The sequence below is a fragment of the Streptomyces sp. NPDC003393 genome (assembly GCF_053589015.1).
The window spans coordinates 157,357-183,632 of the sequence record NZ_JBSFRB010000001.1; the positions used below are offsets into that span (position 1 = coordinate 157,357).

23 protein-coding genes are annotated in these 26,276 nt (G+C 73.7%); 15 read left to right on the forward strand and 8 right to left on the reverse strand.

What is annotated here, in order from left to right; all coding sequences use genetic code 11:
* Positions 1–179 precede the first annotated feature (179 nt).
* The 4 genes from ACWDUZ_RS00670 to ACWDUZ_RS00685 all read left to right on the forward strand — a co-directional run bounded on the left by ACWDUZ_RS00670 (position 180) and on the right by ACWDUZ_RS00685 (position 6,371).
* Positions 180–395, forward strand: coding sequence for a type A2 lantipeptide (locus ACWDUZ_RS00670; protein WP_451629553.1), 216 nt, complete (start codon positions 180–182; stop codon positions 393–395).
* Positions 396–527: 132 nt separating this feature from the next.
* Complete coding sequence (locus ACWDUZ_RS00675; RefSeq protein WP_451629554.1) at positions 528–1,334, forward strand: HlyD family efflux transporter periplasmic adaptor subunit; 807 nt, start codon at positions 528–530, stop codon at positions 1,332–1,334.
* On the forward strand, positions 1,331–3,553 hold the full coding sequence (locus ACWDUZ_RS00680) for an NHLP family bacteriocin export ABC transporter peptidase/permease/ATPase subunit (protein ID WP_451629555.1): 2,223 nt from the start codon (positions 1,331–1,333) through the stop codon (positions 3,551–3,553). The genes ACWDUZ_RS00675 and ACWDUZ_RS00680 overlap by 4 nt, the downstream gene beginning before the upstream one ends.
* 1 nt (position 3,554) lies before the next feature.
* The gene (locus ACWDUZ_RS00685; protein ID WP_451629556.1) at positions 3,555–6,371 is read left to right on the forward strand and encodes an NHLP bacteriocin export ABC transporter permease/ATPase subunit; all 2,817 of its coding nucleotides are present in this window, start codon (positions 3,555–3,557) and stop codon (positions 6,369–6,371) included.
* Between the two features lie 28 nt (positions 6,372–6,399).
* On the opposite strand, the gene ACWDUZ_RS00690 is transcribed toward ACWDUZ_RS00685, so the two are convergent.
* Positions 6,400–6,927 carry an SRPBCC family protein gene (locus ACWDUZ_RS00690; protein ID WP_451629557.1) on the reverse strand — a complete coding sequence of 176 codons (528 nt, stop codon included), beginning with the start codon at positions 6,925–6,927 and terminating at the stop codon, positions 6,400–6,402.
* A gap of 4 nt (positions 6,928–6,931) precedes the next feature.
* Positions 6,932–7,282: an ArsR/SmtB family transcription factor gene (locus ACWDUZ_RS00695; RefSeq protein WP_451629558.1), complete on the reverse strand. Its 351-nt coding sequence runs from the start codon at positions 7,280–7,282 to the stop codon at positions 6,932–6,934.
* A gap of 157 nt (positions 7,283–7,439) precedes the next feature.
* On the opposite strand from ACWDUZ_RS00695, the gene ACWDUZ_RS00700 reads away from it, so the two are divergent.
* From ACWDUZ_RS00700 to ACWDUZ_RS00715, 4 genes are all read left to right on the forward strand, one after another.
* On the forward strand, positions 7,440–7,643 hold the full coding sequence (locus ACWDUZ_RS00700; RefSeq protein ID WP_451629559.1) for a hypothetical protein: 204 nt from the start codon (positions 7,440–7,442) through the stop codon (positions 7,641–7,643).
* Positions 7,644–7,711: 68 nt separating this feature from the next.
* On the forward strand, positions 7,712–8,734 hold the full coding sequence (locus tag ACWDUZ_RS00705) for an iron-containing redox enzyme family protein (RefSeq protein WP_451629560.1): 1,023 nt from the start codon (positions 7,712–7,714) through the stop codon (positions 8,732–8,734).
* 40 nt (positions 8,735–8,774) lie between these two features.
* Complete coding sequence (locus ACWDUZ_RS00710; RefSeq protein WP_451629561.1) at positions 8,775–9,428, forward strand: HemK2/MTQ2 family protein methyltransferase; 654 nt, start codon at positions 8,775–8,777, stop codon at positions 9,426–9,428.
* Complete coding sequence (locus ACWDUZ_RS00715) at positions 9,409–9,633, forward strand: CDGSH iron-sulfur domain-containing protein (RefSeq protein WP_451629562.1); 225 nt, start codon at positions 9,409–9,411, stop codon at positions 9,631–9,633. The genes ACWDUZ_RS00710 and ACWDUZ_RS00715 overlap by 20 nt, the downstream gene beginning before the upstream one ends.
* Positions 9,634–9,813: 180 nt before the next feature.
* Here the strand turns inward: ACWDUZ_RS00715 and ACWDUZ_RS00720 are convergent, their stop codons facing one another.
* The gene (locus ACWDUZ_RS00720; RefSeq protein WP_451629563.1) at positions 9,814–10,248 is read right to left on the reverse strand and encodes a protease inhibitor; all 435 of its coding nucleotides are present in this window, start codon (positions 10,246–10,248) and stop codon (positions 9,814–9,816) included.
* Positions 10,249–10,700: 452 nt separating this feature from the next.
* Here ACWDUZ_RS00720 and ACWDUZ_RS00725 point away from each other — a divergent pair, with 452 nt between their 5' ends.
* Complete coding sequence (locus ACWDUZ_RS00725; RefSeq protein ID WP_451629564.1) at positions 10,701–11,870, forward strand: lactate 2-monooxygenase; 1,170 nt, start codon at positions 10,701–10,703, stop codon at positions 11,868–11,870.
* Between the two features lie 362 nt (positions 11,871–12,232).
* Here ACWDUZ_RS00725 and ACWDUZ_RS00730 read toward each other — a convergent pair whose 3' ends face one another.
* Positions 12,233–12,610, reverse strand: coding sequence for a toxin Doc (locus ACWDUZ_RS00730; RefSeq protein ID WP_451629565.1), 378 nt, complete (start codon positions 12,608–12,610; stop codon positions 12,233–12,235).
* A 3-nt stretch (positions 12,611–12,613) separates the two neighbouring features.
* Positions 12,614–12,859, reverse strand: coding sequence for a hypothetical protein (locus ACWDUZ_RS00735; protein WP_030172510.1), 246 nt, complete (start codon positions 12,857–12,859; stop codon positions 12,614–12,616).
* A 217-nt stretch (positions 12,860–13,076) separates the two neighbouring features.
* On the opposite strand from ACWDUZ_RS00735, the gene ACWDUZ_RS00740 reads away from it, so the two are divergent.
* Positions 13,077–13,487, forward strand: coding sequence for a hypothetical protein (locus tag ACWDUZ_RS00740; protein WP_451629566.1), 411 nt, complete (start codon positions 13,077–13,079; stop codon positions 13,485–13,487).
* Here the strand turns inward: ACWDUZ_RS00740 and ACWDUZ_RS00745 are convergent.
* The gene (locus ACWDUZ_RS00745) at positions 13,468–16,566 is read right to left on the reverse strand and encodes a glycoside hydrolase family 2 TIM barrel-domain containing protein (RefSeq protein WP_451629567.1); all 3,099 of its coding nucleotides are present in this window, start codon (positions 16,564–16,566) and stop codon (positions 13,468–13,470) included. The two genes, ACWDUZ_RS00740 and ACWDUZ_RS00745, sit on opposite strands and share 20 nt — an antisense overlap.
* Positions 16,567–16,905: 339 nt before the next feature.
* Here ACWDUZ_RS00745 and ACWDUZ_RS00750 point away from each other — a divergent pair, with 339 nt between their 5' ends.
* Entirely contained in the window at positions 16,906–19,293 is a 2,388-nt protein-coding gene (locus ACWDUZ_RS00750; RefSeq protein ID WP_451629568.1) for a SpoIIE family protein phosphatase, read from the forward strand.
* A 148-nt stretch (positions 19,294–19,441) separates the two neighbouring features.
* On the opposite strand, the gene ACWDUZ_RS00755 is transcribed toward ACWDUZ_RS00750, so the two are convergent.
* Positions 19,442–19,993 (reverse strand): RNA polymerase sigma factor, encoded by a 552-nt coding sequence (locus ACWDUZ_RS00755; RefSeq protein ID WP_451629569.1) that lies wholly within the window; start codon positions 19,991–19,993, stop codon positions 19,442–19,444.
* 45 nt (positions 19,994–20,038) lie between these two features.
* On the opposite strand from ACWDUZ_RS00755, the gene ACWDUZ_RS00760 reads away from it, so the two are divergent.
* The 4 genes from ACWDUZ_RS00760 to ACWDUZ_RS00775 all read left to right on the forward strand — a co-directional run bounded on the left by ACWDUZ_RS00760 (position 20,039) and on the right by ACWDUZ_RS00775 (position 24,332).
* Positions 20,039–21,406, forward strand: a complete 1,368-nt coding sequence (locus ACWDUZ_RS00760; protein WP_451629570.1) for a serine/threonine-protein kinase — start codon at positions 20,039–20,041, stop codon at positions 21,404–21,406.
* A gap of 280 nt (positions 21,407–21,686) precedes the next feature.
* The gene (locus tag ACWDUZ_RS00765) at positions 21,687–22,406 is read left to right on the forward strand and encodes a DUF4232 domain-containing protein (protein WP_451629571.1); all 720 of its coding nucleotides are present in this window, start codon (positions 21,687–21,689) and stop codon (positions 22,404–22,406) included.
* A gap of 52 nt (positions 22,407–22,458) precedes the next feature.
* Positions 22,459–23,748, forward strand: coding sequence for an SLC13 family permease (locus ACWDUZ_RS00770; RefSeq protein WP_451629572.1), 1,290 nt, complete (start codon positions 22,459–22,461; stop codon positions 23,746–23,748).
* A gap of 59 nt (positions 23,749–23,807) precedes the next feature.
* Positions 23,808–24,332 (forward strand): universal stress protein, encoded by a 525-nt coding sequence (locus ACWDUZ_RS00775; protein WP_451629573.1) that lies wholly within the window; start codon positions 23,808–23,810, stop codon positions 24,330–24,332.
* A gap of 31 nt (positions 24,333–24,363) precedes the next feature.
* On the opposite strand, the gene ACWDUZ_RS00780 is transcribed toward ACWDUZ_RS00775, so the two are convergent.
* Positions 24,364–26,208, reverse strand: a complete 1,845-nt coding sequence (locus ACWDUZ_RS00780; protein WP_451629574.1) for a ricin-type beta-trefoil lectin domain protein — start codon at positions 26,206–26,208, stop codon at positions 24,364–24,366.
* Positions 26,209–26,276: the final 68 nt, after the last annotated feature.

Below are 26,276 nucleotides of genomic sequence, written 5' to 3' on the forward strand. Positions count from 1 at the left end.
CAGGTGAGAGGCCTGGTTGAGTGGAACCGACGGGTCGCGGCGTGCTTTGATCCATCGCACCGCGGGGCCCGCCGGACACAGCTGATTCCGGTGTCCGGCACCCGTGGTCGCGGCCGTCCATCTGTCCTCAGAGGGGGCCGCTTCCCCCTTGTGAATCCCATAGGAAGGGACGTTCCATCATGAACTCCACCCCCCAGGTTGAGACCGTCGAGATCTCCGACGCCGAGCTCGACAACGTCTCCGGCGGTCTGTCGGTGAACGCTCTCGGCACCGCCAGCGGCCTGGTGGACGGCCTCGCCCCGGTGTCCGGCCTGGTCGACATGGCTGTCGGCACCGTCGAGGGTGTGACCGGCCTGAACACCGCCCCGGTCACCAACCTGGTCGCCGGTCTCTGATCGCACCGCGTCATCCCTGAGTCCCGGAACCTGCCCCGGTTCCGGGACTCTCGGGCGTCCGGAAAACCCGGCGTCCCGAAACACCCCGTGAAACATCCCCTGAGACATCTCTCCCAGGTGAGGGAAGGTTCCGTGCAGTTCCGCCAACAGGCCCTCGCCAAGCTGCAGTCACCCGAAGAGCTCGACCTTCCGGTGCGGCTCGCCCGCCCGCAGGGCTGGCTGGTGCTGTCCGTCACGCTCGTGGCGATGGCCGCCGCCTCGGTGTGGGCCGTGACCGGGTCCGTGGCCTCCACGGTGTCCGCGCCGGCCGTCCTCACCCACGCACAGGGCAGCTACGTCCTGCAGAGCCCGGTCGCCGGGCAGGTCACCGCGGTGCTCGCCGAGCAGGGCCGGCGGCTGCCCGCGGACGCGCCCGTGCTGAAGGTGCGCACGGCTCGGGGCGAGTCGGTCGTCCGTACGGTCGCCGCGGGGCGGATCACGACGCTCGCCGCCACCGTCGGGCAGATCGTCTCCACCGGTACGAACGTCGCCGCCGTCGAGAAGGTCGCCCACGCCTCCGACCCGCTGTACGCCACCGTCTACGTCCCCGCCCAGAACGCCGCCGCCATCCCCGCCGACGCCGCCGTCGACCTGACCGTCTCCTCCGTTCCGGCCCAGCGCTACGGCGTGCTGCGCGGCCATGTGAAGTCCGTGGACCGCTCGGCGCAGTCGGCCCAGCAGATCGCCGCGTACCTCGGGGACAGCCAGCTGGGTGAGCAGTTCGCCAGGAAGGGACGCCCCGTCGCCGTACTCGTACGGCTGAACGCGGCACCCGCGACGAAGAGCGGCTACCGGTGGTCGTCCGCGGACGGCCCGCCGTTCCGGCCGGACTCCATGACCCTGGCCACGGCCTCGATCCGCCTGGCCGACCAGCGTCCCGTCGATTGGCTGCTGCCGTGACGACCACCACCCGGCCCCGGAGCCGCCGCCGCGCCGCCCCGACCAGGCGTCCGGTCCCCAAGGGGCGGGGCCGTGCCGTCCGTACGCCCACCGTGCTCCAGATGGAGGCCGTGGAGTGCGGCGCCGCCTCGCTGGCCATGGTGCTCGGCCACTACGGCCGCCATGTCCCGCTGGAGGAGCTGCGCATCGCCTGCGGCGTGTCCCGCGACGGCTCGCGCGCCAGCAATCTGCTGAAAGCCGCGCGGAGTTACGGCCTGACGGCCAAGGGCATGCAGATGGACACCGCCGCCCTCGCCGAGGTGACGGCGCCGGCCATCCTGTTCTGGGAGTTCAACCACTACGTCGTCTACGACGGCATGGGCCGCCGCCTGGGCCGGCGCGGGGTGTTCGTCAACGACCCCGCCAAGGGCCGCCGTTTCGTCCCCATGGAGGACTTCGACACCAGCTTCACCGGTGTGGTGCTGGTGCTGGAGCCGGGCGAGGGCTTCACCCGCGGCGGGCGCAGGCCGGGGATCCTGGGCGCCCTGCCGGCCCGGCTGCGCGGCACCGCCGGCGCGCTGCCCGCGGCGATGCTGGCGAGTCTGCTGCTGGTGGTGGTCGGCGCGGCGGTGCCCGCCCTCAGCCGCACCTACATCGACACCTACCTGATCGGCGGACAGACGTCGCTGCTGGGCGTGCTGTTCGCGTCGATGGGCGCGTGCGTGCTGCTCACCGTCGTGCTGACCTGGCTGCAACAGGCCAATCTCCTGCACGGCCGGGTGATCTCCTCCACCCTGGCCGCGGCCCGCTTCCTGCGCCATCTGCTGCGGCTGCCGGTGACGTTCTTCGCCCAGCGCAGCCCGGCCGACCTGGTGCAGCGCCTGCAGTCCAACGACCAGGTCGCCGAGACGCTGGCCCGCGACCTGGCGGCGGCGGGCGTGGACGCGGTGGTCGTGGTGCTGTACGCGGTGCTCCTCTACACCTACGACCCGCAACTGACGTTCGTCGGCATCGGTGTCGCGCTGCTGAACATCGTGGCGATGCGCGTGGTCGTACGGCTGCGCGCGACCCGTACGGCGAAGCTGCGGGCGGACACGGCTCGGCTGACGAACACCGCCTACACCGGGCTCCAGTTGATCGAGACGATGAAGGCGACCGGCGGTGAGGACGGCTACTTCCGCACCTGGGCCGGGCAGCACGCCACCACGCTGGAGGAGCAGCAGCGGCTGGGGGTGCCGAGCGCCTGGCTGGGTGTGGTCGCGCCGACGCTGGCCACGCTGAACAGCGCGCTGATCCTGTGGATCGGCGGCATGCGGGCCATCGAGGGGCACATCTCGGTGGGTCTGCTGGTCGCGTTCCAGGCACTGGTGACCCGCTTCACCGCGCCCCTGACCCGCCTCAACGGTGTCGCGGGCCGTATCCAGGACTTCGCGGCCGACGTGGCCCGGCTCAAGGACGTGGAGAACTTCCGCACGGACCCGCTCTACGCCCGTCCCGGCGCCGGCGACTCCACCCGTCGGCTGCACGGCCACGTGGAGTTGCAGAACATCAGCTTCGGCTACAGCCCGCTGGACAAACCGCTGCTCTCGGGCTTCGACCTGGCCGTGGGGCCGGGGCAGCAGGTGGCGCTGGTGGGCGGTTCGGGCAGCGGCAAGTCGACGGTGTCGCGGCTGATCTCCGGGCTGTACACGCCGTGGGAAGGTGTGATCCGCATCGACGGGCAGCGTCTGGAGGACATCCCCCGCGGCGCCCTGGCCGCCTCCGTGTCCTTCGTCGACCAGGACGTGTTCCTCTTCGAGGGGACCGTCCGCGACAACGTGGCCCTGTGGGACCCGTCGATCCCGGACGACGCCGTGGTGGAGGCGCTGCGCGACGCCGCCCTGTACGACGTGGTGATGCGCCGCCCCGGCGGCATCCACAGCCGGGTCGAGCAGGACGGCCGGAACTTCTCCGGCGGGCAGCGCCAGCGCCTGGAGATCGCGCGGGCACTGGTGCGCCGGCCCAGCATCCTCGTCCTGGACGAGGTGACGAGCGCGCTGGACGCCGAGACCGAGCAGGTGGTCATGGACAGCCTGCGGCGGCGCGGCTGCGCGTGCGTGGTGATCGCGCACCGGATGTCCACCGTGCGCGACAGCGACGAGATCGTGGTGCTCCAGCACGGCACGGTCGTCGAACGCGGACGGCACGAGGAGCTGGTGGCGCGCGGCGGCGCGTACGCGGCGCTGGTCAGGGAGCGGTGAGATGACGACCGTCGGCGAAGGCGATCTCGTCCTCGGGGCGCTGGCGCCCGTGGGCACGCCGGTGGACTGCACGGGCCTGAACCGGCTCGACCTGGAAGGGCCGCAGGTGCTGTGGCTGGTCGCGTCCGGCGCGGTGGACCTGTTCGCGGTGGACGCGGCGCAGCAGGGCCACTGGCACCATCTGGGCCGGCTGGAGGCGGGCTCGCTGCTGCTCGGGCCGGTCGCGGGGCCCCGGCACACCCTGGTGGCACGCCCGCTCAGGGACTGCGTGGTGCACCGCATCGGGCTGCGCGAGCTGTACCAGCCGGCCGCCGGCCAGACCTGGTCCTACGACGAGTACGGCAACCCCCAGTACGTGCCGCCCGCGACCAGCCCGCTGGAGTACGCGCTCGCACTGGGCGTGGGCCGCAGCCTGTCCGTCCTCTTCCAGGCCCCGATGGCCGAGGACCGGTCCGCGGCGCCCGCCGACGACGACGTGTTCTGGATGCAGGTGCCGCCGGGCAGTGTTCAGTACGGGGCGCTGTACGGCGCCGAGGCGGCGGCCGACCTGCTGATGGACCCGGGCCTGTGGCAGTCCATGGTGGACCAGCAGTACCGGCTGCTGACCTCGCTGGACCGCTGGATCGAGGAGCTGGAGCGCACCCACGAGAGCCGGACGGCGGCGGGCATCGCGGCCGGCGAGGCGGTCCGCGCCCAGGCCGACCGCACCCTGCTGGCCTCCATCGGCCGGTCCTCGGGCAAGCGCGCCACGGCCGCGGACGCGGACGCCACGTACGCGGCCTGCCGCCTGGTCGCCCTGGCCGCCGGGATCCGGCTCTCCGCTCCGCCGCAGTCCGGCACCGGCGGCGACCGGCTGGATCCGGTGGAGCGGGTGGCCCTGGCCTCCCGGGTGCGCACCCGGGCCGTGCGTCTGCACGGCACCTGGTGGCGGGAGAACGTCGGGCCGCTGGTGGGCCACCGGGCCTTGTCGGGCGCCCCGGTCGCGCTGCTGTGGCGGCGCGGCGGGTACGTCGCCGTGCACCCGGCGACCGGGCGGGAGACGCCGATCGAGAAGGCGAACGCGGAGGAGTTCGAACCCCGTGCGGTGATGTTCTACCGGCCGCTGCCCGAGGGCCGGCTCGGCCCTCTGGGGCTGCTCCGCTTCAGTCTGCGCGGCACCCGCGGAGATCTGGTGAACCTGCTCGTCAGCGGGTTGGTGACGGTCGCGATCGGGGCGCTGGTGCCGATCGCGACCGGCAAGGTGCTGGGCGAGTTCGTGCCGCGGGCCGAGCAAGGGTTGATCGCGCGGGTGTGCCTGGCGGTGATGGTCGGCGGCCTGGTGGCGGCGGCCTTCATGCTCATGGAGAACCTGACCATCCTCCGGCTGGAGGGGCGGATCGAGGCGACCCTGCAGCCGGCCGTGTGGGACCGGCTGCTGCGGCTGCCGACGAAGTTCTTCACCGAGCGGTCCACCGGTGAGCTGGCGAGTGCCGCCATGGGCATCAGCGCCATCCGCAGGCTGCTGGCCGGGGTCGGTCCGGTCGTCGTCCAGTCGGTGACCGTCGGCGCCATGAACCTGGCGCTGCTGTTCTGGTACAGCGCGTCGATGGCGCTGGCGGCGATCGGCATGCTGGTGGTGATCGCGGCCGTGTTCCTGGGGCTCGGGCTGTGGCAGGTGCGCTGGCAGCGGCGGCTGGTGGTGCTCACCAACAAGCTGAACAACCAGGCCTTCCAGACCCTGCGCGGGCTGCCGAAGCTGCGGGTGGCGGCGGCCGAGAACTACGCGTACGCCGCCTGGGCCGAACGGTTCGCCGACAGCCGCGAACTGCAGCAGAAGGTGGGCCGGATCAAGAACCTCACCACGGTGCTGGGCGCGGTGTACCTGCCGGTGTGCACCCTGCTGATGTTCATGCTGCTGGCCGGTCCGGCGCGCGGCTCGATGTCGGCGGCGGCCTTCCTGACCTTCAGCACCTCGGTGACGATGGTGCTGACCTCGGTCACCCAGCTGACCGGCGCGTTCGTCTCCGCGGTGGCCGCGCTGCCGCTGTTCGAGGAGATCCGGCCGGTGCTCGACGCCGCACCGGAGGTGCGCACGGCGAGCACCCGGCCGGGTCCGCTGTCCGGGGCGATCGAGGCGCGGCGGCTGTCCTTCCGGTACGCCGACGACGGGCCGCTGGTCCTGGACGACGTGTCGTTCCGGGTGCGGCCGGGCGAGTTCGTGGCGATCGTCGGGCCCAGCGGCTGCGGCAAGTCGACGCTGCTGCGGCTGCTGATCGGCTTCGACCGGCCGCTGTCGGGCAGTGTGCTGTACGACGGCCAGGACCTGGCCGCGCTCGACCCGTCGGCGGTGCGCCGGCAGTGCGGGGTGGTGCTCCAGAACGCCCAGCCCTTCACCGGTTCCATCCTGGACGTCATCCGCGGAACCGAGCCGTGCTCGCCGGAGGAGGCGATGGCGGCGGCGGAGATGGCGGGTCTGGCCGAGGACATCAGGCGGATGCCGATGGGGCTGCACACCATCGTCTCGGGCGGCTCGGCGGTCTCCGGCGGCCAGCGCCAGCGGCTGATGATCGCCCAGGCCCTGGTACGGCGCCCGCGGATCCTCTTCTTCGACGAGGCGACCAGCGCGCTGGACAACGACACACAGCGGATCGTGATCGAGAGCACGCGCAAGCTCGACGCCACGCGCGTCGTCATCGCGCACCGTCTGTCCACGGTGCTGGACGCGGACCGGGTCGTCGTGATGGAGGACGGCCGGATCGTCCAGCAGGGCGCGCCCGCGGAACTGCTCGCGGACCCCGGCGGCCGGCTGCACGAGCTGGTGCGGCGGCAACTGGCGTGAGTGGCCCGCCCGGCGGGTGCGCCCCGGGTCAGTCCATGCCCGGGACGAAGGCCCCGGCAGGAACCCCGGCCGCGACGTAGCCGTCGTAGAAGCCCTTCCAGGCGGCACTCGGCCCGGCATGCGCGCCCTCGACGCGCTCACCGCGTGCCCTGGCGTCCAGGGCGGTCAGGCACACCTCCCATCCGGCCCCGTTGCGGGCCGCGGTGTCCTCGGCGGCCAGGACGTGGGTGAGGGTGAAGCGCGTGCGCCCGCCGTCGAGCTGTTCGAGGTCGAAGCGGAGTTCGTCGCCGCCCCAGGTGAAGGAGAGGTGCCGGGGCGGGTCGACGGCCAGCACCCGGCCGGTCGACTCCGGCAGGTTCGGGTCGCCGCTGAAGGTGACGGTGCCGCCGGGGCGCTGGTCGATCTCGGCGCGGGCGGGGAACCACTCCGTCAGTTCGTCCGGGTCGGTCACGAAGTGCCAGACGCGCTCCACGGGGTGAGCGTAGGTCCGGCTGAAGCGGATCGCGGGGCGGCCGTCGTCGAGCGTGAGGTAGGTGCCGGTGAGGTCGGCGGACATGGGATCAGTCCTTCTGGGCGTGCGGTGGGGGCTTCTCGGTGTCGTCCGGTGCCGCGTCGAGACGGCGTTCCAGCGCGTCGAGGCTCTTGTTCCAGAGCGTGCGGTACGGGGCGAGCCAGGCGTCCAGGGCGGCCATCGGGGCCGGGTCGAGGGCGTAGACGCGGCGCTGCGCGTCCTGCCGGACCCGCACCAGCCCTGCCTCGCGCAGCACCCGCAGGTGTTTCGAGGTGCTCGGCTGGCTCAGACCGCAGGCCTGGACGATCTCGCCGACCGGCCGCGGTCCCCGAAGGAGCAGGTCGACGATGGCGCGCCGATGGGGGTCGGCGAGCGCGGACCAGAGAACGGCGTCGGACACCGGTCCAATATGCCTCTACGGTTATATTCCCGTCAAGGCATGCACGCACGGGCGGAAGCCCGCCACGCGGGCGTGGACGGTCCCGCAGCGGGTACCCCACCGACCCGAGCGCACCGGCACGGTGCGCGTACGACGGCGAAGGGAAGACGAGAGCGCCATGGGTGAGCACCACGGCGGGCGGCGCCAGGACCGCCCCGACAGCGCGGCCGGTGAGATCCTGCACGAGATCGAGAACGCCGAGACGGACGTCGACGACTCCCGGGAGCGGCGGCACCTGGGCGAGGCCGCGGAGGCGACCACTCCGAACGAGCGCGCCCAGGAGGAGTCCCGGGCGGAAGCCGGCGGCGACCAAGGGCGGTAGACGGACACCGCACCCGGCCCCGTGGACGGCCGGTGGATGGCCGGGAACCTCGGGGGTACCCGCGTCGCATGGAGCACGATCACCGAGGGCCCGCACTGCCGCCGGCCCGGGGACCTCTCTCCGCGGCCGTGACGGCGTACCTGCGCGGCGCCGGACCGCCGCCCCGCGCCGAGGACGCCGCCGGCGCGGAGGCGTACGGCGACGACCTCCAGCTCGCCCTGTATCTGTGCTACGAACTGCACTACCGCGGCTTCGCGGACGTCACCCCGGACCACGAGTGGGACCCCGCGCTGCTGCGGGTGCGCGCGGCGCTGGAGCAGCGCTTCCTCGCCGCCCTGCGCGCCGGCGCCCCTGGGCACGCCCGCCTCGACGACGCCCTCGCCGAGCTGCTGGTGGAGCCGGTGCGGGGCACGGGCGTCTCGCACTACCTGCGCGACGAGGGCGAGCTGTGGCAGTTGCGTGAGTACGCGGCCCAGCGTTCCCTGTACCACCTCAAGGAGGCGGATCCGCACGCCTGGGTACTGCCCCGGCTGTGGGGCCGGGCCAAGGCGGCCATGGCGGCGGTGGAGTTCGACGAGTACGGCGGCGGCCGGGCCGACCGGGTGCACGCCCGGCTGTTCGCCGACCTGATGGCCGACCTGGACCTGGACACGACGTACGGCCGCTATCTGGGCGCGGCCTCCGCCGAGGCCCTGGCCACGGTGAACCTGATGTCCCTCTTCGGTCTGCACCGGGAGCTGCGCGGCGCCCTGGTGGGCCACTTCGCCGCGGTCGAGATAACCTCCTCCCCCGGCTCCCGGCGACTGGCCGAGGCGATGCGCCGCACGGGCGCCGGCCCGGCCGCCGAGTTCTTCTACGACGAGCACGTCGAGGCCGACGCCGTGCACGAGCAGGTCGTACGCCACGAGGTGATCGCCGGGCTGCTCGAGGAGGAACCGGGGCTGGCACCGGACGTCGTCTTCGGCATCGAGGCGACGGGGCATCTGGAGGACCGCTTCGGCGATCGGCTGCTCGCCGACTGGCGCGCGGGCCGGTCGTCGTTGCGCGTCCCGCTCGGCACACCGGCGGAACGCGCGATGCGTATTTCGTGAATCAGCCCATATCTCGTGATCTGCGGGGTACTCGCGCACCGTGACTGAACTGGTGCTTCCCGGTGTCTACGCCCCCCAGGACGACACCGCGCTGCTGACCGAAGTCCTGTCCGGTGAACCGTTCCGGCCGGGCGCCCGGGTCTTGGACGTGGGCACCGGCAGCGGCGCGCTGGCGCTGGCGGCCGCGCGTCGGGGCGCCGAGGTGACGGCGGTGGACCTGTCCCGGCGGGCGGTGTGGACGGCCCGCCTCAACGCCCGGCGGGCGGGTGTCCGCATCCGCGCCCTCAGGGGCAATCTCTTCGCACCGGTACGCGGGCTGTCCTTCGACGTCGTACTGGCCAATCCGCCGTACATGCCCTCCCCCGACGCCCGGCGCGCACTCCACGGAAGGTCCCGCTCCTGGGACGCCGGAGACGACGGGCGTCTCGTGCTGGACCGGATCTGCCGGGACGGACCCGAACTCCTGCGGCCCGGCGGTGTGCTGCTGCTCGTCCATTCCGCGCTGAGCGGCCCCGGCCGCAGCCTGCTCCTGCTGCGCGCGGCCGGCCTGAAGGCCGCCGTGGTGAGCCGTCGCTGGATCGCGTTCGGTCCGGTGCTGCGCTCCCGGCAGGGATGGCTGCGGGAGCGGGGCCTGCTGGGCCCGGCCGACGCGAAGGAAGAGCTGGTGGTCATCCGTGCCGAACGTCCCCTCTGAGGCCCCGCGGGGTGAGCGGCGCTCCGGCCCGCCTCGCCGGGTGACGATGCAGCGGTGTGGTCCGATCCTCGTCGACGGCCCGGTCGAGGTGGAACTGGAGGACGGCACCACGGTCCGCTCCGACCGGTTCCGGGTCGCGCTGTGCACCTGCCGTCGCAGCCGCCGCTGGCCCTGGTGCGACACCAGTCACCGCGCGCGGGCGTAGGGCACCCGAAGTCCCCCTCGCCGGTTGCTGTCGTCGCGACGATGCCAGGGGCCGGCGGGCGGCCCCACTCCGCCCGTCCGGCCCCTGGTGCGAGATCGCCGCGGATCGCCGCGCCGGGGCCCGCACTCCCCAGTCACGGGTCCCTTCGGTGCTGCGCGGGAACCGCGCGATCCCGGTCTGTCAGAACGCGAAGACGCTGGTGACGGAAGCGTTCTTCACGCACTCGTTGGCGAAGGTGCGCTCGTAGGAGACTCGCTTGCCCTGCCAGACGCCGGCGGCGGTGACGACCACGGGGTTGTACTCCTTGGTGCACAGCACGTCACCGCCCACCGTCAGGGCGTCGAAGTCGCCGCTCGCGCCGCGCAGTTCGGCGCACGCCTCGACGGCCGCCGGGTGCGTGCCGGAGGCCGACGGGGCGCAGGTCAGGGTGACCGCACGCTCCGGTGTCGCGATGGCGGCGCTGTCCCCGTGACCCACGGTGAGCACCAGGGCCGACGGGGCGTACAGGGAGGCGGGAGCGCCGGCCGGGGTGGCGAGGGCGGCCCCGGTGAGGGGCCCGCAGACGGCGGTGGCCGTCAGGCCGAGAGTGGCGGCCCAGCGCGCGGTGTTCCGCATTGTGTGCTTCCTTCCGCAGGTTCGATGAGAGACGCCGGGGCCGACTCGGACGGGAGCCGGACCGGCGAGCGGGAGTCTGCCGAGTCCGCCGCCGAACGCCCAATCGGACCCGCGCGTTTCAGTAACATTGCGTATTGAATCAGTGGCGCGAAGTCACGGAATTCGAACGTTCCAACCCGTGAACCACGGGCCCGCCGATCACGGATTCCGGCCGGTTGGCCGAAACTCCGGTGTTCGTCAATCGGCCTGAAACACTCCGCTCGGGCCCCGGGCGAACCCCTGCGCGACCCCTTGTGTTCACGTTCGAGAGTTCCCCGGCATCCGGGAGCGCACCCGCCGGGCCGAAAGGAGGCCGCCGGCAGGCCTCCCCGGGGTGCCCACCCCTGCCTACCGGCCAGTATGGTCGGCGTGCGGCACCGGACCGGACCGGTGTCGGACGCGGGAGGGCACGGATGGCGAAGCACTGGGCGGACTTCCAGTACGAGATCTATCTGAATGGGATGACGGGCGCGGTACCCCGGCTGCCCACGGATCTGACCCGGCTGGAGGAACTCACGGAGCGGCGGCTCGGCCCGGGACCGGTGGGCTATGTGGCGGGCAGCGCGGGCAACGGCAGCACGGCCCGCGCCAACCGGGCGGCGCTGGACCGGCGCCGGATCGTCCCGCGGATGCTGCGGGACGTGCACGAGCGTGATCTGTCGGTCGAGGTGCTGGGCCGCGCACTGCCCGCGCCGCTGGCCCTGGCACCGGTCGGAGTGCTGTCGATCATGCATCCGGACGCGGAGCCGGCGGCCGCGCGGGCCGCCGCGGCGCAGGGTGTGCCGTTCATCCTGTCGTCGGCCTCCAGCACCCCCATGGAGCAGGTCGCCGAGGCGATGGGGGACGCCGAGCGCTGGTTCCAGCTGTACTGGGCCAAGGACCGCGAGGTGACGCGCAGCTTCCTGAACCGGGCGAAGGCGTCCGGGTTCAGCGTCCTGGTGGTCACCCTGGACACCCCGCTGCTGGCGTGGCGGCCCCGCGACCTGGACCAGGCGTATCTGCCCTTCCTGCACGGGGTGGGGACCGCCAACTACTTCTCCGATCCGGCCTTCCGCGCGGGCCTGGCCAAGCCGGTGCACGAGGACCCGAACGCCGCGGTGCTGCACTTCGTCGGCATGTTCGCCGACCCCGGCAAGACCTGGCCGGATCTGGCGTTCCTGCGGGACAACTGGGACGGCCCGATCGTCCTGAAGGGCGTCCTGCACCCGGACGACGCCCGCCGCGCGGCCGAGGCCGGGATGGACGGCGTGGTGGTGTCCAACCACGGCGGCCGCCAGGTGGCCGGTTCCATCGCCGCCGCCGACGCGCTGCCGAGGGTGGTGGACGCGGCCGGCGACCGGCTGACCGTGCTGTTCGACAGCGGTGTGCGCACCGGCGACGACGTCTTCAAGGCACTCGCACTGGGCGCCCGGGCGGTGCTGCTGGGCCGGCCGTACGCCTACGGTCTCGGCCTGGACGGTCAGGCGGGCGTGGAGCACGTCATCCGCTGTCTGCTCGCGGAGTTCGACCTCACCCTTGCCCTCTCCGGGCACGCCGCCCCGGCCACCGTCGGCGCCGCCGATCTGGTGGAGGACCCCGCCTGACCCCCGCCCGGGCCGGAGGTCCCGGAAGCTGCGGTGGTGTCCGTGTGGCGGGTGCACCCTGCACGACGGACGCGCCGCCGCGTGAAGGACACGCCCTCGTGTGCACCACGTGAGCCTGTGTGAAGGACACGCCCCGTGTGAAGGACGCGCACGCGTCGGCGGGCCGCGCACTCTCCCGGCGCGGTCGTCCGGGCGGTGCACTGGAGCCGGCCTCTCGGAACCGGCCCCGTCGCCCGGGGCCCCGCGCAGGACGGCGGCTCTTCTGCGCGCGACGGCCGCCGACCCCGTTTCTCCCGCCCTCGGTCGGCGGCCCGGGGGCGGCCCTCACGACGGACGGGGTCGTGACGCGGGCGGTCGCGCCGTCAGATCTCCCAGGAGCGCAGCCGGTCGGCGGCGCCGTAGACGTCGGTCTTGCCGTTCATCAGGTCGCGGGCGAGGTCGACGAGCGCGCCGTAGGGCGGGTCGATGCCCACGCCGCTGACGTACATGTAGGCCACGGCCGTCGCGCAGGCGAAGCGGGCGTTGGCGGAGGGCAGGGGCTTGAGCACGGCGAGGGTGTCCAGCAGCGCGGCGGCGCGCCAGGCGGGGTCGGAGTCCACGCCGAGGCGCGGTGGATCCACCCGGTGGCGGGCCACGGCGGCCACCAGGGCCGAGAAGTCGTTGACCGTGGGCTGGTCCGGCAGCACTTCCTCATGGCGCTGGAGCAGCCAGGGCACGTCGATATGGATGACGGGGCTCATCGGTCAGGCGGCCCGTCCCTCTCCCTTGGTGGGCGGCTCGTCGTCGGGGAAGGCGGCGGCGAACTCGTCGGCGTGAGCGGCGAAGAAGCGGCGGAAGGCCTCGGCACCCTCCTGGAGGGCCCGATGCCTGGCTATGTCGGCGGCGGCGGCCTCCCGCACGAGCGCCTTCATCGACGTACCGCGTTCCTTGGCGATCTGCCGCAGGTCCTCTAGCTCGCGGTCGCTGAACTCCACATTGAGCGCTGGCATGCCCCACACGGTACCGCTCGGGTACTTGCGCGTAAATAGCAGCAGGTCACAGGCCTGGCAAGACGGTACCGACCAGGTCACGCCAGGGCACCGCACCGGCAGCGGGGCAGACCATCGGCCGTACCCCCGGCCGCGGCGCGCCGGCTCGCGCACCGGGCGCGCGCCCAAGTGCACGCCCATGTGCGCGCCAGCGCCCCGGTACGTGGCGCATCCTCGGGTGCGACGGGAGGCGACCGAGCGGTTCGTGCGGGCCGCGCCCGGTGCGGACTTCACCGCCCTGACGGGGATCCTCGCCCCGGACGTGGCGGTGTGGACGGACGGCGGCGGCCCGCGCCGGCAGGCGGGCCTCCGCCCGGTGCGCGGGCGCGACAGGGCCGTCCGTCTGTTCACCTCCTACGCCGCCCGGCGCGGCCCCGCGCGCGCTGGAGATCCGCCACCGGCGCGTCAACGGCGACGACGCGGCGGTGCCGTTCCAGGGCGACGCCTCCTTCGCGGTGACGGTCACCTCACACCCGAGGGCGACCAGGTGTCCGGCGTCCACACCGTCACCCACCCCGGCAAGCTCCGGCAGGTGCGGCCCGACGGCATGGAGGACGCCGCGGACGCCGCTACACCTCCAGCTTGCTGATGCGGACCGCCCCCTGGACCTCTCCGGGGCGACTGCTGGTCAGGGTGAGCCGGATCCGGGAGCCGCGGATCGCGTCGAAGGTGATCACGGTGGGGGCGTCGGAGGTGTCGGCCCAAGCGGTGCGCACACCGCGCACCGGTTTCCACGCGCCGTCGCGGAAGACCGCGACCTCGACCGCGGCCGGGAGACTGTGCGTGGCGTCCACCGTGAAGGAGACGGCCAGGCGGTCGACGGTGCGCGTCCTGCCCCAGTCCAGGGACACCCAGTCCTTCGGGCGGGCCCCCGAGAAGGCGGGCAGCAGCGCGGTGGCCGCCTTGCTGAAGGCGTTGGACCACCCGGTGGCCGGGTCACCGTCGAGCATGGCGGCGGGCAGCGTGTCGGGGCGGCCGGAGTAGCCGGCGTCCGCGTACGGGTGGGCGGTCGGGGCCGGCGGGTCCGGCTCGAAGTCGGCGGGCGGTGTGGTCGCGGCCGAGCGGGCCGCTGTGGTGCGTACCGTCGCGGTGCCCGGGTGCAGGCCGTCGGCGCGCACGGTGACGTGCAGCGTGCCCGGCTTCGTGCCGGAGCGGACGATCGCGAGCGCCTTGCCGTGGAAGGCGGTACGGGTGCTCGCCTGGTAGCGCTCCGCGCTCTCCTGGCGCCCGTTGTCGACACCGGCGAGCGAGCCGCCCCGCACGTCGAAGGTGAGCAGGTGCTGCGCGTCGGGCACGACGACGCCGTGGACGTCGACGACGTCGGCGGTGACGAAGACCAGGGACCGGCCGTCCGCCGCGACCGAGCGGCGGTCGGGCGTCAGCCGTACCGCGTGCGGCGCGCCGGCCGTGCGCAGGACGTCGGTGGCCACCACCTTGCCGTCCCGCCGGGCCACCGCCTTCAGCTCGCCCGGCCGGTACGGCACCTTCCAGGTCAGATGCAGCTTGCCGGCGCTGCCGTCGGGGCTGGTGTAGCTGCCGGGGTAAGGGCCGTCGGTGAAGGTCTTGTCGTCGCCGGTGGCCTCGGTGGTCTCCAGGTAGGGGCGGCCGTCGGCGGTCCGCTTCAGGTCGAACTTCCTCACGCCCAGCGACCTGCCGTTGAGGAACAGCTCGACCGACTCGACGTTGGCGTAGGCCCAGACCTCGACGACGTCGCCCTCCTCGTGGTTCCAGGTCATGGGCACCAGGTGGACCATGGGTTCGGCCGTCCACTGACTGCGGAACAGGTGGTACATGTCCTTGGGGAACCCTGCGGTGTCGACGGCGCCGAAGAAGGACGACTTGACCGGGAACACGTTGTACGGCGTGGGCTCCCCGATGTAGTCGATGCCCGACCACAGGAACTGCCCGGCGAACCACGGGCGGTCGCGGTCCTTCTTCAGGCCGTACTCGCCGCTCATGGTCCAGGAGGCGAGGTTGTTGTCGTACGAGGAGGTCTCCCGCCGGCCCGGAGTGTGGTTCTCGCCCGTGTTCAGGTGCTCGGGTTCCTGGTACGCGCCACGCGTGGAGGTCTCCGAGGACGACTCGGACTCGAACAGGAACAGGTGCGGGTAGGCGGCGTGCAGCGCGTCGACGGACTTGGCGGTGTTGTAGTTCAGGCCGAGTCCGTCGAGCTTGGCGAGCATCAGGTCGGCCGCGGAGCCTTTCTTCGGCAGGCTGCGGTACTTGTCGGAGCCGATGACGAGCGGGCGGGTGTCGTCGGCCGCCCTGACGGCGGCGATGATCCGGTCGGCCATGGCCAGTCCGGCGGTGGAGGTCGAGTCGGGGATCTCGTTGCCTATGGACCACAGGACGACGGCGGGCGAGTTGCGGGCGGCGAGCACCATCTCGGTGGCGTCCTCCTCGCACCACTCGTCGAAGAACCGGCCGTAGTCGTACGTCGTCTTGCCGGTGTGCCAGCAGTCGAAGGCCTCGACCATCATCACGATGCCCAGTTCCTCGCAGACCTGGATCATCTGCGGCGAGGGCGGGTTGTGGGAGGTGCGGAAGGCGTTGACGCCCATCGACTTCATGACGGTCATCTGCCGGCGCACGGCGTCGATGCTGACCGCCGCGCCGAGCGCGCCCTGGTCGTGGTGGAGGTCGACACCCTTGATCTTGGTACGGGTGCCGTTGAGCGAGAAGCCCTCGTCCGCGTCGAAGCGGAAGGTGCGGATGCCGAAGCCGGTGTCGTGGGTGTCCACGGTCCGGCCGCCGACGCGCAGTTCGGTGCGGAGCGTGTAGCGGTGGTGCGGGGTGGCGAAGTCCCACAACCGGGGGTGTGCGACGGACAGTTCGTGGGTCTCGGTGCCGCCCTGCGGGCCGGCCGTGATCATGGAGGCGGTCCGGGCGACGGTGCGGCCGTCGGGGGCGACGACACTGGAGGCGACCTCCACCTCGGCGGACGCGCCGGAGTCGTTGGCCACCGAGGTGCGCACCCGGACCACGGCCCGCTCGGCGGTGACCTCCGGCGTGGTGACGTACGTGCCCCAGCGGGCCACGTGCACCGGCTCGGTGATCACCAGGCGGGCCTCGCGGTAGATGCCGCTGCCGGAGTACCAGCGGCTGCTGGGGAGCCGGTTGCGCACCTTCACCGCGATGACGTTCTCGGTGGCGCCGTCGGTGTGCAGCAGGTCGGTGAGGTCGAAGGCGAAGCCGGTGTAGCCGTAGGGGTGACGGCCGGCTTCGGTGCCGTTGCAGTAGACGTGGGAGTCCATGTAGACGCCGTCGAACTCCACCGAGATCCGCTTGCCGGCGCAGGCGGCCGGCAGTGTGAAGGCGAGGCGGTACCAGCCGAGACCGCCGGGGAGGAAGCCGGTCCCGCCGGTGGTGGAGTGCTCGGTGGTGGGCGTCTGCTCGATGCTCCAGTCGTGCGGGACGGCCACCCGACGCCAGTCGGAGTCGTCGAAGCCGGGGGCGGCGGCGTCGTCGGCACGGCTGGGGTCGGCGCCGCCGTCCGGGTCGACCAGCGCGAAGCGCCAGCCGTCGCGCAGGGCCACGGTCCGGCGGCCCGGGAGGTGTCCGGCGGCGTCCGCGGCCTGGGCGCCGAGGGCGGCGGGGCCACCCAGCAGCCCTACCGCCGCCGGAGCCGCCGTACCTGCGATCAGGACCGATCTGCGCGTGACCGTCATGGCGGCTCTCCTTGATTTCCCACACGGAACTCAGAAGCACTCAGAAATGCTCGTGAACGAACAGATTCTGACGTGACGGCACATGCAGTCGTCAAGGGGTGCGCAGAAAGCGCTTGTCCGCCGGCGCGCACTCGCCGCGCACTCGTCGCGCGCTCCTCGGTCACCGGGCGGTAGCGACGGGCTCGGGCCTGGGCCGGTATCGACGCGGGCAAGGGGCACCACTGGGGCGGCTCCGGCGCTCGGGCCGGGGCCGCCCGACCACGCGGAACCGGTACGCACTAGGCTGGAACGCGAGTGACACACCTGATCACTGTGAGTGTGCGCGATAGGGTGGCGACGATGAGTCCGGCGTATCCGTTCGACGAGGCCGCCTCGGCACGGGCGGTCGTCGACGCGCACGGCGTCCTGGTCGAGTGGAACGACGGCGCGCGCCGACTCCTCGGCTGGACGCCGGAAGAGGTCGTGTCCAAGCCCGCCGCAGCCTTGCTCGCGAACAGCGCGCGCCCCTTCCTCCCCGAGGGCGACCGCTTCAGCGGCACACTCCCCCTGCGCCACCGCGACGGGCACACCGTCTCCGTCTGGGTACTGGCGCACCGCCGTCCCCCGAAGGAGGACGGCGGCTGGCTCGTGGTCACTCCCCTGCCCCCGGAGAGCGGCCCTTCCTCCTTCCACGACGACGACCCGCTGGACCGGGTACGGCTCACCCAGTCCCCCTGTGCGATCGCGATCTACGACGAGCGGCTGCGGCTGGCCTCGATGAACGACGCCATGGCCGAGGCGCTCGGACTCCCCAAGGAGCCGCCGCGGGGCCTGCGCCCCTCCGAGATCGGCGGGCGGCCGCAGCACGCGGACATCGAGGGGCACATGCTCCGGGTGCTGCGGACCGGCCGCGTCCTCGACGTGCAGTTGCACACCCCGATGGGCGGGGACGGCCGCGGGCGCGCGTGGCTGTCCCGGATCTCGCCGATCACCGACGCCACGGGACGGGTGCGCGGGGTGTGCGTCGCCGCCCACGACTTCACCGAGCAGCACCGGGCGCGGGAGCGGCTGCAACTGGTCAACGAGGCCAGCGTGCGCATCGGCAGCACCCTGGACGTCGCCCTGACGGCCCAGGAGCTCGCCGACGTCTGCGTCCCGGCCCTGGCCGACTTCGTCAGCGTCGACCTGGTGGACCCGCCCGAGGACGGCGGCGAACTGCCCATCGGGCCGCTCACCGTGCCGGCCGTCCTGCGCCGCGTCGCCCACCGCTCGGTACGGCCGGGCGACCCCGACCCCGTCACCCCGGCCGGCCAGTGCGAGACCTACCCCGCGGCCTCCCCCCAGGGCGCGTCCCTGCTGTCGGGGCAGCCGATCGTCGTCGCCAAGGCCTCGGGCGACCTTCAGACCTGGCTCGCCTGGCATCCGGAGCTCGGCCGGCGCGTGGAGCGGCTCGGCATCCATGCCGTCATGTCGGTGCCGATCCGCGCCCGGGGCGTGACCCTCGGGGTGGCCGTCTTCACCCGGTTCGACCAGCCCGCCCCCTTCATGCCGGACGACGTGCTGCTGGCCGAGGAGGTCACGGCCCGGGCCGCCGTCTGCATCGACAACGCCCGTCGTTACTCACGCGAGCGGGAGACCGCTCTTGCCCTTCAGCGCAGCCTGCTGCCGCGCACCCTGCCGCGCACGGCCGCCGTGCAGGCGGCCTCCCGCTACCTTCCGGCGGCGCGTGCGGGGGTGGGCGGCGACTGGTTCGACGTGATCCCACTGTCCGGGATGCGGGTCGCGCTGGTCGTCGGGGACGTCCTCGGGCACGGAGTGCGGGCCTCGGCCACCATGGGTCGGCTGCGCACCGCCGTGCGCACCCTCGCCGACATCGACCTCGCTCCCGACGAACTGCTCACCCACCTCGACGACGTCGTCGCCCGGATGTCCGGCGAGGCGGACGCCGAGGGCGAGGGCCGCCCCGCCGAGGTCGGCGCGAGCTGCCTGTACGCGGTGTACGACCCCGTCTCGCGGCGCTGCGTCCTGGCCCGCGCCGGGCACCCCTCCCCCGTGCTGCTCCCGCCCGACGGCCCGCCGCGCCGGATCGAGCTGCCGCCGGGCCCCCCGCTGGGCCTGGGCGGACTGCCGTTCGAGTCGACGGAGCTCGACCTGCGTGAGGGCAGTGTGCTCGCCCTGTTCACGGACGGGCTGATCGAGAACCGTACGCGCGACGCCGACGCCGGTCACCAACTGCTGTGCGAGGCACTGGCCGAGCGGGCGGGCTCCCTGGACGCGGCCTGCGACCGTGTGCTGCACTCCGTGGTGCCGGCGGGCGGCTTCGAGGACGACGTGGCCCTGCTGCTCGCCCGTACCCGGGGACTGCCCGCCTCCCAGGTGGCCACCTGGCACATTCCCGCCGATCCCGCGCTGGTGGCCCCGATCCGCAAACAGGTCCTCGACCAGCTCGACGACTGGCATCTGAGCCTGGCGGCGTTCACCACCGAGCTGGTGGTCAGCGAGCTGGTCACCAACGCCATCCGGTACGGCACGCCGCCCATCCAGCTGCGTCTGATCCACGACGGCGCCCATCTGATCTGCGAGGTGTCCGACACCAGCAGCACCGCCCCGCACCTGCGCCGCGCCCGGACCTGGGACGAGGGCGGCCGCGGACTGCTGCTGGTCGCCCAGCTCACCCAGCGGTGGGGCAGCAGGCATACCGCCGAGGGCAAGACCATCTGGGCGGAGCTGAGCCTGCTGGACGAGTGAGGGCGCACCGGGGCGCGAGGGGGCGCGCTGAGGCGTGACCGGTGGCTCACTTTCACTGAGCAACTCTCTTGCAGCGAGTGACTCACTCTCACTGGGCGACTCACTCTCGCTGGGCGACTCGCTCTCCCTGGCTGACTGGCGCACCCGCTCACGGCGTGCCCGTCAGCCAAGGCCTGACCTGGCGGCGCGCCTCGTGCAGCCGCGACTTGAACGTACCCAGCGGTACGCCGGCCCGCTCGGCGGCCTCCGCGTACTCCAGTTGGCAGATGTCCCGGAACACCAGCGGCGCCACCAGGTGCGGATGCTCCCGCTCCAGCCGGTCCAGCGCCTCCAGGAGGTCGACGCGGGAGCCCGCGATGACGCTGGTGGTGCGCGGGTCGGCGAACTGCGCGGGCTCGATCGGGGCGGGCTGCTCGGCGGCGCGCCGCTTCAGTTCCCGGTACTTCTGGCGGCAGCAGTTGGCGACGACCGTGTACAGCCAGGTGGAGAAGCGGCTGCGGCCCCGGAACGTGGAGACCCGCCGCGCGACCTGGAGCAGGACGTCCTGTGCGGCCTCCTCCGCGTCCTCCCGGCAGGGCAGGAAGCGCCCGCAGCGCCGCAGCACCTCGGGACGGATCTGCCGGAGCAGTTCCTCCAGCGCCGTGGCGTCACCGGCGGCGGCGCGCCGGGCGAGGTCGTCGGTCACCGCCGGGTCCGGCACGGCAGGCCCCCTTGGAGTCGATCTCAGGGCAGGCATGATAGTCGCATGCACTCCGTCGAGCGGATCGGCCGCTACCGGGTCGAACGACGCCTGGGCACCGGGGCCTTCGGCACGGTGTGGCTGGCCCACGACGACGACCTCCAGGCCCCGGTGGCCGTCAAGGTCCTCGCCGAGAACTGGTCGCACCGCCTGGACGTGCGGGAGCGGTTCCTGTCCGAGGCGCGGCTGCTGCGCAAGGCGGGCTCGCCGCTCGTGGCGCAGGTCCACGACATCGGTGAACTACCCGACGGCAGACCGTACTTCGTCATGGAGTACGCCGACGGCGGCACCCTGGCGGACCTGCTCGCCACGGATCCGCCGCCCGTGCCGGAGGCGCTGCGGCTGACCGCGCTCGCCGCCCGCGGCGCGCAGGCCCTGCACGAGGCCGGCGTCGTGCACCGGGACGTCAAGCCCAGCAACATCCTGCTGCGCACCGCGCCGGACGGCACCCGCCGGGTGCTGCTCGCCGACCTCGGGCTCGCCAAGAGCCTGGCGGAGGCCTCGGGGCTGACGCTGGCCGCGGGCTCGGCCGGGTACCGGCCGCCGGAGCAGGCCGAGCCGGGGGCCGGCATCGACGCGCGGGCCGACGTCTACGGCCTGGGCGCGGTCGGCTACCAACTGGTCACGGGCACGGTCCCGGCCGCGCCGGGCAGGGTCGTGCCGCTTCAGCGGCTGCGTCCGGACGTGGACCCCGGCGTGGCGAGGGCACTGATGCGGGCGCTGGAACCGGAGCGCGGGCGGCGCTGGCCCAGCGCGGAGGCGTTCGCCGAGGCGTTGGAACGGCTGGCCGCCGCGGCGCCGTCCGGCGTCCGGCCCCGCCGGCGCAAAAGGCTCGCGGCGGCAGGGGCGGCGATGGCGGTGGCCGCCGCGGCGGGTGTGACGCTGGCGCTGACCCTGTGGCCGTCCCAGGCCTCGGACATGCGGGTCGCGGACGCCACCGGCCGGGTGGCCGTGAAGGTCCCGGGCGTCTGGGGGCGGGAGCTGCGGGACTCCGGCTGGGATCCCCGTGCCCTGGGGCTGCCCGCCGGGCACGAGCCCGGGCTCGCCGTCGCCGACGACCTGTCCCGGTGGCAGGACCTCGGTGCCGACGTACGAGGCGTGTTCGTCGGCCTCAGCGAGCAGGGCGACGTCACGGCCCGGGTGGACGCCCTGCACCACCCCGGCTGCCACTACGACGGCAGCCGCGCCTGGTCGAGCCCGCGCTGGGACGGCCGGATCCGGACCTGGACCGGCTGCCCCGACGGCGACCTGCTCACCGAGACGGCCCTGGTCCCGGTCGGCTCCGCCCGGCAGCCCGAGGTGTACGTGCAGATCCGTCAGCACGGCGACGACGACGCCACCGACCGCGTACTCGGTTCCCTGCGGATCGCCTGACTGCCCTACGGGCGTGCGGGGCGCCCGGTGCCGCGGAGCGGTCCGGCGGGACCCCTGCTCCACAGGGGGCTCCGGCCGGTCCCCGACCTCCGTACGGGTGAACGGCACCCGGCACGGGAACGGGAATGCGTCAGGTGTCCGGCGCGGAGTCGGGTCCACGGGGGGAAATGCCCGGCACACCGCGAACTTTCCGCCGCGACCGTGCATCGGACACCATGTCGGCGCACCAGGCGCCGGACGCACGCCCGACCGCGTGCGACGAACTCCAGGAGCGTGGAACATGGCGCACACCTCCCCCTCCCGCCACCGCACGGCGCTGCTCGCGACCTCGATCGCCGCGCTGGGCCTGCTGACCGCCTGCGGCAACGGCACCGGCACGGCCAGTCCCCCGCAGCAGCTGCCCGGCACCGCCGCGCCCGCGACCGGCGGCCCGACGACCGGCGCGCCCGCGACGAGCGGCGCACCGAGCCGGGCGCCGAGCGTCACCCCCACGGCCCCGGGCGGGACAGCGACGCATCCGGGCCCCTCTACGGCCCCGGCCGACGGCAAGACCGGTTCCGGCACCGGCACCACGGCCCGCGGCGCCCGCTGCCACACCTCCGAGCTGAAGGCGACCGTGGGACGCAACGACCCGGGCGCCGGCCAGGAGAACTTCCCGGTCGTCCTCACCAATGTCTCCGGCCGCACCTGCACGGTGCACGGCTACCCGGGCGCCGCGTTCGTGGACGCCTCCGGCCGGCAGCTGGGCCCGGACCCGACACGCGAGTCGGGCACGCCCACCACGGTGACCCTGCGGCCGGGCGCGAGCGCCTGGGCCGGCCTGACCTTCTCCAATCCCGAGGTGAGCGGGGCGCGGACGGCGGCGCCGGCCTCGCTGATCGTGACACCGCCCGACGAGCGGGATCATCTGACGGTGACCTGGACGGCCGGGCGGGTTCCCGTGGGCGGCAACGCCTCGTCGGTGTTCCTGACGGTCCTCAGCCCCGGCACCGGCCCCTGACGCGCAGCCGTCCTCGCACGTCGGCCCGGGTCCCCGTCGGCTTTTTGCTTTGATGTGCGGGCACCGTCGACCGCGTCCGGAGGAACGAGCCCTGAACACCCCGCTCGCAGAGGCACTGTCCGTCGCCCTGCTCGTCGCCGTCCTCGCCTGGGCCGTCATCCGCCCCTACGGTCTGCCCGAGGCGGTGATGGCCGTCCCCGCCGCCGCCCTGGCCGTCGCCACCGGCGCGATCTCGCTGGACCACGCCCGTGCCGAGGCGGAGCGGCTGGGACCGGTGGTCGGGTTCCTGGCCGCGGTTCTGGTCCTCGCCCATTTCTGCGACGTCGAGGGGCTGTTCCGGGCGTGCGGGGCGTGGACGGCCCGCTGGGCCGGGGGCCGTCCGGTGCGGCTGCTGACGGCGGTGTTCGCGCTGGCGTCGGCGATCACCGCGGTGCTCAGCCTGGACGCCACCATCGTGCTGCTGACCCCGGTGGTGTTCGCCACGGCCGCCCGGACGGGCGTGCGCCCCAAACCGCACGTGTACGCATGCACGCACCTGTCGAACACGGCGTCGCTGCTGCTGCCCGTCTCGAATCTGACCAACCTGCTGGCGTTCGCGGCGAGCGGACTGAGTTTCACCCGGTTCGCCGCTCTGATGGCGCTGCCCTGGCTGGTGGCGATCGGTGCCGAGTACGTGGTCTTCCGCCGCTTCTTCGCCCGCGACCTGGCCGCCGCGGCGCCCGCTCCCGCCTTCGGCGCACCATCCGAGCTTCCGCTGTTCGCGCTGGTCACGGTCGCCTGCACGCTGGGCGGGTTCCTCGTGGCGTCCACGTTCGGCGTGGAGCCGGTATGGGCCGCGCTGGCGGGTGCGCTGGTGCTCGCCGGGCGCGCGCTGGCGCGCGGCAGGGCCGGCGTGCCGGCCGTGGTCCGGGCCGCGGCACCGGGCTTCCTGGCGTTCGTCCTCGCCCTGGGCGTCGTCGTGCGCGCGGTGGTGGACAACGGGCTCGCCGACGCGCTCGGGCACGTCCTGCCCGCCGGCGAGACACTGCCCGCGCTGCTCGGGATCGCCGCGCTGGCCGCCGTACTGGCCAACCTGATCAACAACCTCCCGGCGGTGCTGGTCCTGCTGCCGCTGACCGCACCGGCCGGGCCGGGCGCCGTGCTCGCCGTGCTGGTCGGTGTGAACATCGGGCCGAACCTGACCTACGCCGGTTCCCTGGCGACCCTGCTGTGGCGGCGGATCGTGCACCAGCACGAACACGGCGTGGATCTGAAGGAGTTCACCCGGCTGGGTCTGCTGGCCGTTCCGTCGGCACTCGTGCCCGCGGTCGTGGCACTGTGGGGGTCGCTGCGGATTCTGTGAGTCTTGGTCGAAGAACAACCCGGCACGCCGGTGGCCGGAGGGCCGAGGGAGGCCGTCGTATGCGCGTGATCGCCTGGCTGGTCGAGGGCACCTGGCCGGCCTGTGTGGACGCGGTGCGCACCCATGCACCCGACGCGTCCGACGTGGTGCTGCTGCATGTCAGCGGGCCGGAGGTGCCCGGTGTGGCGCACGGGGCGTTCGCCGGGCTGCTCGGCCGGGGCCACCACGAACGGGATCCCGGCGACCGGCTGGCCGATCTGGAGGCCACATCAGGGGCGGAACTGCTTCGGGCCGCTGCGGACCGGCTCGGGCGGCCGTGCACGCTGCTGGAGCGGGCCGGGCGGGTGGAGCGCGAGGTGGTGGCGGCGGCCGAGGACGCCGATCTGCTGGTGCTGGCCCGGGACGGGGACCGCGCGCGGCTCGGCCCGCACAGCCTGGGGCCCGCCGCACGGTTCGCCGTCGACCACGCGCCCTGCCCGGTGCTGCTGGTGTGGCCGGAGGCCGCGCCGGACCTCGCCACCCTGCCCCCTCCGCCGTCCTCGGAGCCCGCGCCGCCACCGCCGGCGCCGCCCCGGCATCGCTGAGTGCGGCGGGCGGCCCCGACGGCGAGAGCGCTCAGCGGCCGGCCGTCGGGTACGCCGACGCGCCGCTGTCCGGGATCCAGGCGGCCACGTCCATCTGGAGCTCGGGGCCGGCGGCGTCGATCGTCCAGCGCTGGGTGTCGCTCCGCGAGCGCGTCTTGAGGACGAGGGCGCCCGCGCCGTCGGTCGCGGCGGGCGTCAGGGCCAGATCCTGGTCGAAACGCGGGACGAGGGTGCCCTGGAGCGTGAAGTCGTAGCGGACCTTCCTCGCACTCGGGGCGGAGGCGGTGGTGCACGGAGCCAGTTGCACGGACCAGCCGAGGTGGGAATCCAGGCACAGGCCGCGGGCGGCGCCGCTGCGCAGCAGGCCGTCGCTCTGGTACGCCCACTGCTGCCCGGGCGCCGTGGAGCATGTCGTCAGCTCGGTCTCCGCGCCCTTGACGGCCTTGCCCCCGACGATGCCGACGCACAACCCGGAGGCGACGTTGTGCAGCCGCCCCCGCACAGTGGCCTTGTCCGCCTCGCCCGCACCGGCCCAGGAGGATCCCGGTCCCGATCCGGGAGCCGCGGTGCCCGAGGGGCCGGGCGTGCCGGAGGGCTGCCGGCCGGCGTCCGGAGCGGTGTCGTCGCCGGAACCGAGCACCGACCACAGGGCCAGGGGCAGGACGACCAGTCCGCTCACCGTCGCCACGGCGATGGCCAGGTTGCGCCGGCGGACGGCGCGCCGGGCGGCCCGGTGCGCCGACCGGCGCGCACCGGTAGGAGGGGCGGACGCGGACTCCGCGCCGGCGGGGCCGGGCGGGACGGGACGTTCCGTGACGGGCCGGGCTCCGCGCCTGGCCCGGTCGAACAGCGCGGGCCCGGCCGCCCGGCGCCGACCGGGCCCGCCGGAGCGGACGGTGCCGAGGACGCCGCCCGCGGGGTTCACGCCCGGTCCGTCGGCCGCGTCGAACGCCCCGGCTCCGGGCGGGGCGGCCGTGAAGTCCTCACCGCCGACGAACGCCGTGGACGGCGGGGGCGTGAGTGACGCGTCCTCGGCGGGCCGCGCGGCTCCGGCGGAGCGGCTCTCCCGGTACTCTCGCGCACCCCAGCCGAGCACGCCTTCGGCGAGTGCCGTGCCGAGGCCGTCGTCGAACCGCGCCAGCTGGTCGGCGGTGTACCGGCAGTGGGTGCACCGGGCCAGGTGCTCGCGCAGGTCGGGGTCGACGTCGACAGCGCCGCGTCGCCAGGTCACGTCCAGCAGCCGGAAGTAGCGCAGGCAGTCCTGCTCGGGTGCGAGGTCCCGGTGCGCCTGTAGGCACTCCTCGCGCAGCCGCTCCCGGGCGCGCCCCAGTCCGATGCGCGCGTCCTCCTCGTCGACCCCGAGCAGCCGGGCCGGTACCGCGAGGGATTCGGCCTCGACGTCGGCGTGCCACAGCAGCGCGCGGGCCGTCTGGGGCAGCCGCTGGAAGGCCTGGGAGAGCAGGCGGCGGTCGGCGGGCGACAGCAGCCGGGCGGCGATCCGGTCGACCGCGGCGGCGGCCCTGAGCTCGGGGTGCAGCAACTCCCGCCGGTGGTCGGCGGCCCACTCGGCGGCGATACGGCGCACGGTGATCAGCAGCTGGGGCCGCCAGGCCGCCGTCGGTCCGGCCTGGCGCAGCGTCTGCCCGAACAGCCGGGTGAAGGAGGCGGTGGTCAGCATGCCCGCCGGGTGTGGGCCGTCGGTGCACAGCCGGGCGTAGGCGAAGGCCGCCTCCCAGTGCCGGTCGAGCAGTTGGCCGACGGGCCCGAGCGCGGGTGTGGCGCCGGTCCACCTGCTCAGTTCCGTGCTCAGCTGCTGGTCCGTCGCATCGAACGGGCGGGGCGGCTCCGGGGGACGGGACAGGCCTGGGTCTTTCACGGCTGGTCTTCCTCCGGGCCCATAGTTCACGCGCCGACTGGGCCACACCTTGGCACAGGTCGGCGCGG